The organism is Paraburkholderia sp. A1RI_3L (genome assembly GCF_048957895.1).
In the GTDB taxonomy this organism is placed as follows: Bacteria; Pseudomonadota; Gammaproteobacteria; order Burkholderiales; family Burkholderiaceae; genus Paraburkholderia; species Paraburkholderia kururiensis.
The window spans coordinates 278,058-290,562 of the sequence record NZ_JARCHA010000007.1 but is presented as its reverse complement, the minus strand read 5'-3'; the positions used below and the strand labels follow the sequence as shown (position 1 = coordinate 290,562).

General features: G+C 64.3%; 10 protein-coding genes. 4 read left to right on the top strand and 6 right to left on the bottom strand.

The window, feature by feature from the left end; genetic code table 11:
* Window positions 1–45: 45 nt before the first annotated feature.
* Together PXJ20_RS20425 and PXJ20_RS20420 are read left to right on the top strand one after the other, a co-directional pair.
* A complete protein-coding gene (locus PXJ20_RS20425; protein ID WP_017775336.1) occupies window positions 46–666 on the top strand; it encodes a LysE family translocator in 621 nt (206 codons plus the stop codon).
* Window positions 667–854: 188 nt separating this feature from the next.
* Complete coding sequence (locus PXJ20_RS20420; RefSeq protein WP_413215133.1) at window positions 855–1,832, top strand: 2-dehydropantoate 2-reductase; 978 nt, start codon at window positions 855–857, stop codon at window positions 1,830–1,832.
* Between the two features lie 118 nt (window positions 1,833–1,950).
* Here PXJ20_RS20420 and PXJ20_RS20415 read toward each other — a convergent pair whose 3' ends face one another.
* From PXJ20_RS20415 to oxlT, 3 genes are all read right to left on the bottom strand, one after another.
* Window positions 1,951–3,408, bottom strand: a complete 1,458-nt coding sequence (locus tag PXJ20_RS20415; RefSeq protein WP_277598456.1) for an aldehyde dehydrogenase family protein — start codon at window positions 3,406–3,408, stop codon at window positions 1,951–1,953.
* A gap of 121 nt (window positions 3,409–3,529) precedes the next feature.
* A complete protein-coding gene (locus PXJ20_RS20410; RefSeq protein ID WP_421032059.1) occupies window positions 3,530–4,627 on the bottom strand; it encodes a LysR family transcriptional regulator in 1,098 nt (365 codons plus the stop codon).
* A 70-nt stretch (window positions 4,628–4,697) separates the two neighbouring features.
* Window positions 4,698–6,035 carry an oxalate/formate MFS antiporter gene (gene oxlT / locus PXJ20_RS20405; protein ID WP_421032058.1) on the bottom strand — a complete coding sequence of 446 codons (1,338 nt, stop codon included), beginning with the start codon at window positions 6,033–6,035 and terminating at the stop codon, window positions 4,698–4,700.
* A gap of 382 nt (window positions 6,036–6,417) precedes the next feature.
* Between oxlT and PXJ20_RS20400 the strand changes: the two genes are divergently transcribed.
* Both PXJ20_RS20400 and PXJ20_RS20395 read left to right on the top strand, forming a co-directional pair.
* Window positions 6,418–7,365 (top strand): LysR family transcriptional regulator, encoded by a 948-nt coding sequence (locus PXJ20_RS20400; RefSeq protein WP_126878684.1) that lies wholly within the window; start codon window positions 6,418–6,420, stop codon window positions 7,363–7,365.
* Between the two features lie 96 nt (window positions 7,366–7,461).
* Window positions 7,462–7,773, top strand: coding sequence for a hypothetical protein (locus tag PXJ20_RS20395; protein WP_199542301.1), 312 nt, complete (start codon window positions 7,462–7,464; stop codon window positions 7,771–7,773).
* Window positions 7,774–7,916: 143 nt separating this feature from the next.
* On the opposite strand, the gene PXJ20_RS20390 is transcribed toward PXJ20_RS20395, so the two are convergent.
* The 3 genes from PXJ20_RS20390 to frc form a co-directional block, all read right to left on the bottom strand.
* Complete coding sequence (locus PXJ20_RS20390) at window positions 7,917–8,729, bottom strand: fumarylacetoacetate hydrolase family protein (protein WP_199542300.1); 813 nt, start codon at window positions 8,727–8,729, stop codon at window positions 7,917–7,919.
* A gap of 140 nt (window positions 8,730–8,869) precedes the next feature.
* A complete protein-coding gene (locus PXJ20_RS20385; RefSeq protein ID WP_421032057.1) occupies window positions 8,870–11,071 on the bottom strand; it encodes an acetate--CoA ligase family protein in 2,202 nt (733 codons plus the stop codon).
* A 177-nt stretch (window positions 11,072–11,248) separates the two neighbouring features.
* Window positions 11,249–12,496 (bottom strand): formyl-CoA transferase, encoded by a 1,248-nt coding sequence (gene frc / locus PXJ20_RS20380; protein WP_421032056.1) that lies wholly within the window; start codon window positions 12,494–12,496, stop codon window positions 11,249–11,251.
* Window positions 12,497–12,505: the final 9 nt, after the last annotated feature.

The window sequence follows — 12,505 nt, the reverse complement described above, 5'->3', positions numbered from 1 at the left end:
GCCGCACGCTACAATCCGCGCATCCCCCCACACTGGTGATGTGCCATGTCCCTCTCCGCCTGGCTCTTCTTCCTGCCCGCCTGCTTTGCCCTCAACATGGCGCCGGGCCCGAACAACCTGCTCTCCATCAACGCCGCCGCGCGACACGGTTTCCTCAAGGCGGTCATTGCCGGCGCAGGCCGCCTCGTCGCCTTTGCGACGATGATCGTGCTGACGGCGACGGGCCTCGCGGTCGTGCTGCAAGCCTCCGAACTCTTTTTCCTCGCGATCAAGCTGGCGGGCGCCGCGTATCTGGTCTGGCTCGCCATCCAGCTCTGGCGCAGCGATGCCGGGCCGCTTGCTGCGATGGCCGACGACGGCGGCTCGCTTGCGCACATGGTCCGGCGCGAGTGTTTCGTCGCGGCGGGCAATCCCAAAGCGATCCTCGTTTTCACGGCGTTTCTGCCGCAGTTCGTCGACATCGCGAAGCCCATGCTGCCGCAGTTCACGGTGCTCGGCGCGAGCTTTCTCGTGCTCGAATGCATTGCGATTGCGCTCTACTCCGCGGCCGGCGTGTATCTGGCGCGCTGGCTCGCGCGCGCCTCGGTGCGCCGCTGGTTCAACCGTTGCTGCGGTGCGTTCCTTGGCGCCATCGGCGTCAGTTTCCTGTTCGCACGCCGCGCCTGAAGGCGTTCATAAGCCATTCCTAATGGTTGAATCGAAAAACTTTAACTGTCGTGAATCGACATTGCCTCCTATGCTGTGATCATCGCCCTCGCCGGCGCGCCCGGTTCCCGTTCGCCTGAACGGGACGCGGCGCAGCGCCCACGCGTGCAAAGGGCAACCGGCCTTTCATCGTCAGTGGGGATGTCATCATGAAGATCTGTATCTTCGGGGCGGGGGCAATCGGCGCGCTCATGGGGGTGGAACTCGCACGCGCGGGCGCGGACGTGAGTTTCGTTGCGCGCGGGCCGCACCTCGCCGCCATGCAGGCCAACGGTGCGCGGCTTCTGATAGACGGCGAGGAACACGTGGCCAGGGTGCGTTGCACCTCGGACCCGCGCGAACTGGGCGTACAGGACTACGTCATCATCACGCTCAAAGCCCATTCGGTCGCCGGCGTCATCGATTCGATGCAGCCGCTCCTGGGTAGCCACACCGCCATCGTTACGGGCACCAACGGCATTCCGTACTGGTACTTCTATCAGCACGGCGGCAAGTTCGCGGGCACGCGGCTGGAAAGCGTCGATCCGGACGGCGCGCAATGGACGCGCCTCACGCCTGAACGCGCCATCGGCTGCGTGCTGTATCCCGCTGCTGAAATCGCGGCGCCTGGCGTCATCAAACACGTGTACGGCAAGAAGTTTCCCATCGGCGAGCCGAGCGGCGAGCGCACGCCGCGCATCCAGCAATTGCACGAGATCATGCAGGCCGCCGGATTCGATGCGCCGATACGCGACAACATTCGCGACGAAATCTGGCTGAAGCTTTGGGGCAACCTCTGCTTCAATCCGATCAGCGTGCTCACGCATGCCACGCTCGACATCATCACGAGCGACCCGGCCACGCGCGCACTGTCGCGCACGATGATGCTGGAAGCCAAGCGCATTGCCGAGCAGTTCGGCGTGCACTTTCGCGTGGACGTGGAGCGTCGCATCGATGGCGCAGGCGCGGTGGGCGCGCACAAGACCTCGACACTCGTCGATCTGGAACACGGCCGGCCGCTGGAGATCGATCCGCTCTTGACCGTCGTGCAGGAGATGGGGCGACTGATTGGCGAGCCGACACCCACCATCGACATCGTGCTCGGCCTGGTAAAGCAGCGCGAACGGATGGCGTTGCAGGGCGCGTGATATCCGCGTCTCGCGCGCGTACGTCATTGCTGCGTACGTCATTGCGCACAGCCCTGACGCAGTAAAAACAAAAGGCGGGCCGTGTCAGCGGCCCGCCTTTTTTACGCCCGCTGCCGCATTACTGCGCGAGCGAGAGCCATACCGCCTTCGGCTCCGTGAAGTTTTCGATCGCCACGTCGCCGTGCTCGCGCCCGAAACCCGAATCGCCCGTACCGCCCCAAGGCAGGCGCACGTCGGTATAGCCATAGGTATTGATCCACACCGTGCCCGCGCGCAATTCGCGCGCCATGCGATGCACGCGCCCGATGTCGGCGCTCCACACGCCGGCCGCAAGACTGTAGGCGGTGCCGTTTGCGATACGCACAGCGTCCTCTTCGTCTTCGAAGCGGATCACGCTCGCCACCGGTCCGAAGATTTCCTCCTGCGAAATGCGCATCTCGTGCTCGACGTTCGCGAACACCGTGGGCTCCACATAGAAGCCGCGTTCGCCGATGCGCTTGCCGCCCGTGACGAGCGCCGCGCCCTCGTCGCGGCCAATGCTCACGTAGTCGAGCACGGTCTTCATCTGCGCTGCGGAAACGAGCGGCCCCATGGACGTGTCGCGCCCCGACGGGTCGCCCACGCGAATCGCTTTCGCGCGTGCCGCGAGTCGCTCCACCACGTCGTCGTAGACATCGCGATGCGCGAGGATGCGCGAACCCGCGGAACACACCTGCCCCGTGTTAAAGAAGATGCCCGACGCCGCCGCGCGCACGGCCTGGTCGAGATTCGCATCGGCGAAGATCACGTTTGCGGACTTGCCGCCCAGCTCGAGCGTCACGCGTTTGAAGTTGCCCGCGGCGCCTTGCAGAATGCCGCGCCCCACCGAGGGCGAGCCCGTGAAGGTGACCTTGTCCACGCCAGGATGCGCAACGAGCGCGTCGCCCACCACCTTGCCCTTGCCGGTCACGATGTTGAGCACGCCGGGCGGCACGCCGGCTTCGAGCGCGAGTTCGCCGATACGCAGCGCCGAAAGCGGCGTGATCTCCGCCGGCTTGACCACGAGCGTGCAGCCGCACGCGAGCGCGGGCGCAATCTTCCACATGCCGATCATGAGCGGGAAGTTCCACGGCACGATCGCGCCCACCACGCCTACCGGCTCGCGCACCGTGTAGGTGAGGGCGTCGGGACGCACGGGCACCACCTGCCCGTTGATCTTGTCGCACCAGCCCGCGTAGTAGGCGAGCGTGTCGATGGCGGCCGGGACGTCCTGGCGCATCACGGCGGCGATGGGCTTGCCCGCATCGAGACTTTCGAGCGCCGCGATCTCGTCCTGATGCTCGCGCAACAACTCGGCGAAGCGGCCCAGAATGCGCCCGCGTTCGCCGGCACGCATACCGTTCCAGACTTTCAGCGCGGCACGCGCGGCCCGCACGGCGACGTCGACATCCGCCACCGTGCCTTGCGCAACGAGCGCGATGGGCTCTTCCGTGGCCGGGTTCAGGTCGACGGAATAGTCGCCGCCGCTGGGCGCAATGCGCTTGCCGTCTATCAGCAGATCATGGCGGATGAGGTCTGCGTGGGTGGTTGATTCCATGGTGAGACTCCTTGCATCGATCGAAGGGTTGCAATTCGCTCGCTCCGCGTGGTGGTTCACATGGGCGCTGCACGCTGGATCGCTCGCGGGCCTTCGCGTCCCCGGATGCAAGGCCCATGCCTCAGGCGATGCGCGCCGTGAAGGACGGCGGTCGCTGCGCACCGTGCGACGATGCGACCGTGCGCACCGGAGGGCGGGCGAGAGCGGCGGCGGTATCAGGGGCGTCCGGCGATGCGGCTTGCACGCTTTTGTCTACGGCTGCGGTGTCGCCAGGGGCTGCGGCTGCTGCGCTTGCCGCTTCATTCGTCCCTTCGCGGGCATAGTCGACAAGCTGCTGCCACACCGCTTCAGCATTCGGACGCAGCGAGCGGTTCTTGCGCCGCACCAGCATGGTCGTGAGCGTCACTTCGGGTTGCAGCACGCGCACCGCCAATGCGGCGGAGGGCGCGGGCCAATGCGCCCCCACGGGCAACAGTCCCACGCCGAGCCCGAGTTCCACCATCCGCAGCACCGCGGCGAGATGGCCGAGCTCCTGAACCGGTGCCGCATAGGGCGCGCGCGCGGCCAGTGCCCGCGCGATGACACCGTGGCCGCACGCGTCGTCGTTGAGCGTAATGAGCGGCGTCGCATCGAGGTCGCACCACGTAAGCGCGTCGCGTTGCGCGAGCACGTGGCCCACAGGCAGCACGGCGCAAAGCGGCGTCGTGAAAAGCGGCTGTGCTTCGATGGTGCCGGCCGCCGCGACCGTTGCGTTCCCAGCTACCAGCGAATCCGCGATCAGCGCGAAATCGACCTCGCCCTGCTCCACGGCCGGAATCGCAGCGGCTTGCGGCAAATCGCGAATGCGCACGGCAAGCGCCGGAAATGCGGCAGCGCACTGCGCGAGTCCCAGAGGCAACCAGCCGGACGACAACACGGCATTGCTGGCCAGCGCCACGACACCGGTATGGCCGACGCACGACGCGCGGCCCTCGTTGAGCGCGAGTTCGATCTCGTCGAGCAACCGCCCAATGCGTTGCTCGAGCCCCGCGCCCGCCGATGTCAGCGCGACCTGGCGCGTGGTGCGATCGAAGAGCCGCAGATCGATGGCATCTTCGAGCTCGCGAATACAGCGGCTCACTGCGGACTGCGTGAGCCCGAACTCGCGCGCGGCGCGCGTGAAACTGCGCTCACGCGCCACCGCCACGAAAACCTTCAACTGATGCAGCGAAACGTTCATGTGCGACCGTTCCTTCGATGAAGCCTTGCACGCTTACGCGCTCTTGCCTCTCGCCTTCCTGCTCACGTGATTACTCGCCGGTCTGCTCAGGCCAGTGCGAGAGCCGCGACGCGCCGCCGTTGCCATTGCGCACCGCACCGGACAAGGCTTCGCCCGATTCGATCCAGCGTGCCCGCATGGGCTGCAGAATGAACTTGGCCGATACACCCGCGGCAATCGTAATGACCGCGGAGGCCACGAACACCGCGCTCCACCCGCCCGTTGCGGAAAGCACCGACGCGATCGGCACGAGCAGCGACGCTGTGCCCTTCGCCGTGTAGAGCGTGCCTGCATTTGCAGCTGCGTACTTGCTGCCGAACGTGTCCGCGCAAATGGCCGGGAAGATCGAGAAGATCTCGCCCCAGAACAGGAAGATGAGCGCGGCGAACACCATGAACGCATAGGGGTTCGTGCCGAACTGCATCATGCCGAGCAGCGAGAGCCCTTCGCCGATGAAGATCAGGAACATGGTGTTCTCACGGCCGATCTTGTCGGAGATGAACCCGCATAGCGGACGTGTGAAGCCGTTGCAGATGTTGTCGATGGAAAGCGTGAGCGTGAGCAGCGGCAGCGTTGCGCCAAACACCGTCATCGGTATGCGGGCCAAGCCCCAGTCCTTCGCGATGGGGCCGATCTGCGCGGTGGCCATCAGGCCGCCCGCCGCCACCGCGACAAAGCACACGTAGATGACCCAGAACACCGGCGTCTTGATCATCTGCCCTGGCGTGAAGTCGATGCGCGATACCGCGAAGCGCTTCTTCTGCGCAGTCACCGCACGGATCTGAGGCTTCCTGAGCAGCAGCGCGAGCACGAAGATCGCGATGCCCTGCAGCAGGCCGAAGAACAGGAAGGTGTGTTCGTAGCCCGAGCGCGTGATCATGTTGGCAATCGGAATCACCGTCACGGCAGCGCCTGCGCCGAACCCTGCAGCCGTGAGGCCTGCGGCAAGGCCGCGGCGGTCCGGGAACCACTTGAGCGCATTGCCCACGCAGGTACCGTACACGCCGCCTGCGCCTACGCCCGCAATCACGGCGGCAACGTACAGCATGGGCAACGTCGTGGCATACGAGTTGAGTACCCACGCGAGCCCGGCGCATACTGCGCCGCCTGCCACGACGGGACGCGGGCCGAAGCGGTCCACGAGCCAGCCTTCCACCGGCACGAGCCACGTCTCGGTCAGGATGAAGATGGAGAACGCGAGTTGAATCGACGCCTGGCCCCAATGGTGTCTCGCGTTCATCGGCGCGACGAAGAGGGTCCAGGCATATTGGAGGTTAGCCACCAGCGCCATGCACATCATGCCGATGACAAGCTGACACCAGCGGTTCTGCCAGAACGGACCGGCCGCCGGTTGATTGACGTCTTCCATGAGACTTGTCTCCGCTATGTATTCAGGGCAACAGGCCAATATGCCGGCCTGCATCCATTCCGCCTTATGGTTATGTTCCGGCTATTGGACTGCCGGATTTTCCATTGCGGGAATTAAGCAAAATGCGGAATAAAACCTGTGCCGCCTTTCGCTCCCGCCTGCCCGGCTCCAGGCATGCTCCGGAACCGCGCCCTCCTTGTTTTTCGCCGTTCTTTACCACTTCTTCCCGCTTTTTACTGCTTTGCGCCGCGTCTACCCGCGCGTTAACCCGCATTTCCCGGCCGGCGACTCATGCTTTCAAAGTCATGCTAGGGTCATTGCTGAATTACTCATAATTAAAGTTTGTTATTATCAGCATTCGCCTTCGTTTATGGATAAGGCCATGACGATGAGAAACGCCACGCTGCGCCAGCTCAAGGTGTTCGAGACGGTGGCGCGCCATCTCAGCTTCTCGCGCGCCGCAGAGGAATTGCACCTCACACAACCCGCCGTCTCCACGCAGGTGAGGCAGCTCGAGGAACATGCGGGCCTGCCGCTTTTCGAGCAGCTCGGCAAGAAGATCTACCTCACGCCTGCCGGCACCGAAATGCTTCACTACAGCCGCGCCATCATCCAGCAGTTCCACGAAGTGGACGAAGCGATGGGGCAATTGAAGGGCGTCTCGGGCGGCACGCTCAACGTTGCCGTGATCAGCGCGGGCGACTACTTCTTTCCGCGCCTGCTTGCCGAATTCATGCGCCGCTATTCGGGCGTCGTGCTGAACCTCGCGGTGCACAATCGCGAGGAACTGTTGCATCAGTTGGCCACGAACCGAACCGACCTCGCCGTCATGGTGCGACCGCCACACGAGATGGACTCCATCAACGAGCCTTTCGCGCCGCATCCGTACGTGATCGTGGCGGCGCCCAATCATCCGCTCGCGCACAAGCGCAACATCAAGCTGAACACGCTCGCGAACGAGGCGTTCATCGTGAGAGAACGCGGATCGGACACGTGGAATTCCATGGAAGAAGGCTTCGCCGGCAAGCTCTCGAATCTCAAGATCGCCATGGAGATCAAGAGCACGGAAACGATCAAGCAGGCCGTGATTGCCGGCATGGGCATCGCCTTCCTTTCCGCCCACACCATTGCGCTCGAATTGCAGGTGGGCAATCTCGTCGTGCTCGACGTGGAGACCTTCCCCGTCATGTTGAACTGGTACGTCGTGCATCGCCGCAACAAGCGGCTGCCGCCCGTTGCGCTCGCCTTCAAGCGCTTTCTCATGGAAGAAGGCGCGCAGCTGATCGAACGGATCACGCGCGTGACCGAATCGACGGTGCATAAAGGCTAAGTTATGGACTTCCAATAAAACTTTAACTATTGCAAATCCATCGCGGCCTCTATGCTGGAGTCGAGTTCTCTCACTCGACTGCACAGGAGTCCGACCATGAATCACGCTTCGGTTCTGTCCCATTCCATCACGCGCAACCCGTCCCGCAGCGCGACCGAAAGCGCGGCGGACGCCCACCTCGACGCCTACAACGCGGCGTTCAGCGACCTGGGGCTGCGCTTTCGCTGGGACCATGACACGCTCGCCGCGCTCAACGAGTTCAGCAGCGAGCTTGCGCGCATCACGGCCTACATCGAACGGTTTCATGCGCATCTGCATCGCGCCTATGACGCCGACTTTCTCGCGCAGCTGATTCTCAGCAAGAAGAGCGAGTACTTCCGCGAGATCTCGCCCCAGGCGGGAAACTGATTCATGGGCCGGGGGTTCCCGGCCCACTGACTCGCAGCCCACTGACTCACAGCCCACTGACTCACAGCCTCGCTTCGGGTTTCGGCACGGCAGCATGCATCGCCGCAGCCCTGTGCGCACATACAGCCTGTGCGCAACCGCGTTCATTCCTGCCCCGCCATTGTCGCTACCGTCGGCTGCTGCGCCTGCGTCGCGGCCAGTGTGTTGGCAAGCTCGCCGATGCCTTCTATCGCGATCGTGACCGTCGCGCCATCGCGTATCGAGCCCACGCCGAGCGACGTGCCGCATGCAATCACGTCACCGGGCTCCAGCGTCATGTCGTGCGAAATCATGCTGACCTGCTCCGCGGGCGTGAGCACCATGTCCGCCAAGGGATAGTTCTGCCGCTCGGCGCCATCTAACGTGGTCACTACGCGCGCTGCGCGCCAGTCGAAGCCCGAGACGATCGCCGGGCCAATTGCGCAGAACGTATCGAATCCCTTCGCGCGGCACCACTGCGGAAAATCCGGGTTCTCGTTGAGCAGTTCGGCGGCGGTCACGTCGTTGACGATGGTGTAGCCGAAGATGGCCGCCTCGGCCGCCTCGAGGCTCGCATCGCGGCAACGCTTCCCTATCACGATGCCCAACTCGCCTTCATACGCGATCTTGCCTGCGTAGCTGGACGGTCGCCGGATCGCCTCGCCTGGCCCGATCACGGAACCCGCGGGCTTGATGAGGAAAAGCGGATGCGCGGGCACGGCCTTGCCGAGCTTCGCGGCAAGCGCATGAAAGTTGTTCCATAGCGCCACCACCTTGCCCGGCGCGCAGGGCGCAAGCGGCGTCAACGCGCGCAGGGAGAGCACGGCGCCGGTCGGCACGGGCTGGTCGATGCCCTCGTATTCGTGCAGATAGCCGTTCTCGACGCGTCCAAACGCGATACCGCCGTCGCTGGACATGAAGCGCATCCATGTTTCCATGCTTGCCTCCGTGGCGGTCCGGCCCTGCACACGTGTCGTCATGCCGGTCGTCCGCACCATGCTGAACGTTGCCGATGCCCGTCTATGTGCGACCGGCCACACAGCGTGCGGCCCGTCGCATTCGCTCACTCACGCCGGCATCAGATGAGGCCTGCCGCGCGTGCCCACCGGTACTTCGCGCCGAGCACCGCCACCGGAATTTCGGTGGAGTACGCGTACGCCGGCACGCCGTGCTCGTAGAGATAGGCCGCCGCCTCTTCCACTTCCACGTCGCCCGCGAGCGATGCCACGATGGGCTTTTCGATGCCCTTCGCCTTCATCTCTTCCTTCACTTCGACCACAAGCTTCGCGAACACCATGGGCGGCGTGATGATGGTGTGCCAGTAGCCAAGGATGATCGCGTGAATACGCGGGTCTTCGAGGCCCAGCCGGATGGTGTTTTGATACGTGGTGGGCGGCTCGCCGCCCGTGATGTCCACGGGGTTACCTGCTGCGCCGAAGGGCGGAATGAACTTGCGGAACGCGGCGTCCAGATCGGGCGGCATGGTCATGAGCGAGAGGCTGTTGTCCACGCAGGCATCCGAGAGCAGCACTCCCGAGCCGCCCGCGCCCGTGATGATCACGACGTTTTCGCCCTTCGGCGTGGGCATCTTCGGAATGCCGCGCGCGAATTCGAGCAGATCGCGCAGCGAGCGCGCGCGAATCACGCCGCATTGCCTGAACACGTCTTCATAGATGCGGTCATTGCCGGCGAGCGCGCCGGTGTGCGAACTGGCCGCGCGTGCGCCAAGACTCGTGCGCCCCGCCTTCAGCACCACGACCGGCTTCTTCTTCGACACGCGGCGCGCCGCCTCCGCGAATGCGCGGCCATCCTTCAAGTCTTCGCAGTGCTGCGCGATGATTTCCGTGTTGTCGTCCTGCTCGAAGAACGTGAGCAGATCGTCTTCATCGATGTCGGACTTGTTGCCAAGCCCGACGATCGCAGAGACACCCATCTTCGCCGCACGCGAAAACCCGATGATCGCCATGCCGATGCCGCCCGACTGCGACGAGAGCGCGGCCTTGCCCTTCACGTCGTACGGTGTGCAGAACGTCGCGCAGAGGTTCTTCGGCGTGTAGTAGAAGCCGTAGATGTTGGGCCCCATCAGGCGGATGCCGTACTCGCGCGCAATCGCCACGATCTCCTGCTGGCCTTCCACGTTGCCCGTTTCCGCGAAGCCCGACGGAATCAGCACCGCGCCCGGAATACCCTTCTGCCCCACTTCCTTGAGCGCCGCCGCAACGAACTTCGCGGGAATCGCGAATACCGCCACGTCGATATCGCCCGGCACGTCGAGCACACTGCGATACGCCTTGCGGCCCATGATCTCGTCGGCCTTCGGGTGGATCGGATAGATATCGCCCTGGTAGCCGCCGTTGATGAGGTTCTTCATCACCGAGTTGCCGATCTTGCCGTCTTCCGACGAGGCACCGATCACCGCGACGCGATCCGGCCGCATGATGCGGTTCATCTGCCGCACGATGTCTTCCTGGCCGGGACGATAGCGCTCCACGGGCGGTGAAAAGTCGAGCACGATGCGCACGTCCGCGGCAATCGCACCTGTCTTGCTCGCGAACACGGGGTTCAGATCCATCTCCGCGATTTCAGGGAAGTCCGTGACGAGCCGCGACACGTTTTCGATCAGCATAGCGAGCGCATCGCGGTTCACCGGCTCGCCGCCGCGCACGCCCTTCAGCATTTCCGCAGCAGCGATGCCGTCGAGCATGGAGCGCGCGTCGTCGCGTGTGGCCGGCGCAAGGCGGAACGTGATGTCCTTGAGCACTTCGACCAGCACACCGCCAAGACCGAACGCCACGAGCTTGCCGAACGAGGGGTCGGTCACGGCGCCCACGATCACTTCCTGGCCGCCGCCCACCATCTGCTGCACCTGCACACCCACGAGATTCGCGTTGGCGTTGTAGCGCTTCGCGTTTTCCATGATGGTCGCGAAGCCCTGCGTTACCTGCTCCGCGTTCGCGAGTCCCACCAGCACGCCGCCCGCTTCCGTCTTGTGCAGGATGTCGGGCGACACGATCTTCAGTACCACTGGGAATCCGATTTCACTCGCGAGCTGCGCCGCGTCCGCAGCGGTGGCCGCCACGCCTTCCTTCGGCACCGCGATGCCGTAGACGTCGCAAATGAGCTTGCCTTCCGGCGCCGTGAGCGCGTTGCGCCCTTCGGCTTTCACGTGATCGAGAATGTGCCGCACGATGTCCTTGTGCGTCTTCCCCGCGCGGCCGGTTGCGTCCTGAACGGCGGCCGTGCCGCGTTCCTTGAGCGTGAGTGCGTCTTCGTATGCCATGTCCTGCCGTCTCCGAAACAGGTTGAAGAAGAGCCGCCCTGCGCGCCGCGATGCGGCGCCCGGGTGTCGCGTTGCATGTCCTCTGCCGGGCAGACAACGAAGAGCGGCGGCGAGCGCGAGAGGCCGGCTATTCCAGGGTGGCGGCGTCGCGCTTGAAAGCGGTCGTCAGAACAGCCTTCAGATCGCGCCCGCAGCCCGCAGCGCGCTGATCTGCTCCGACGAGTAACCGAGTTCCGCCATGACCTCGTCGGTGTGCTCGCCAAGGAGCGGCGAACGCTTCACGTCGGTCGGACTGTCGGAAAGCTTGATCGGGTTGCCGACCGTCAGGTACTTGCCGCGCACCGGATGGTCCACTTCGACGATCGTGCCTGTCGCGCGCAGCGACTGGTCCTCAGCGATCTCCTTCATCGAGAGGATCGGTCCGCACGGAATGTCGTACTTGTTGAGCAGCTCCATCGCTTCGAACTTGGTGCGCTGCATGGTCCAGTGCTCGATCTCGGCGAAGATTTCCTTGAGCCTCGGCAGGCGCGCATTCGGCGTTGCATAGTCAGGATTGCTGATCCAGTCTTCCCGGCCAATCAGATTGCAGATGCGATCCCACACCGGCGCCTGGGTGATGAAGTAAATGTAAGCGTTCGGATCGGTCTCCCAGCCCTTGCACTTCAGGATCCAGCCCGGTTGCCCGCCACCCGATGCATTGCCGGCGCGCGGCACGGCTTCGCCAAAGGTGCCGTTCGGATACTGCGGATACTCCTTGAGCACGCTGGTACGTTCGAGCCGCTGCTGGTCGCGCAGCTTCACGCGGCACAGGTTCAGCACGCCGTCCTGCATGGCTGCCAGCACCTTTTGACCGCGGCCTGTCTGCACACGCTGATAGAGCGCCGTCACGATGCCGAGCGCGAGGTGCAGGCCCGTACCGCTGTCGCCGATCTGCGCGCCGGTCACAACGGGCGGCCCATCGTCGAAGCCGGTCGTGGAGGCCGCACCGCCCGCGCATTGCGCGACGTTCTCATAGACCTTGCAGTCCTCGTACGGCCCGGGCCCGAAGCCCTTCACCGAAGCCACGATCATGCGCGGATTGAGTTCCTGGATGCGCTCCCACGTGAAACCCATGCGGTCCAGCGCACCCGGCGCGAAGTTCTCCACGAGCACATCGCAATGCTGGATCAGCGTTTCCAGCACGCGCTTGCCTTCGGGGTTTTTCGTGTCGAGCGTGATCGAACGCTTGTTGCCGTTCAGCATCGTGAAGTAGAGGCTGTCCGCGTCGGGAACGTCGCGCAGTTGCTCGCGCGTGATGTCGCCTGCGCCTGCGCGTTCCACCTTGATTACGTCCGCACCGAACCACGCGAGCAATTGCGTGCAGGTGGGGCCAGACTGCACGTGCGTGAAGTCGAGAATGCGCACACCATCGAGTGCCTTGCCCATTTGATGTCT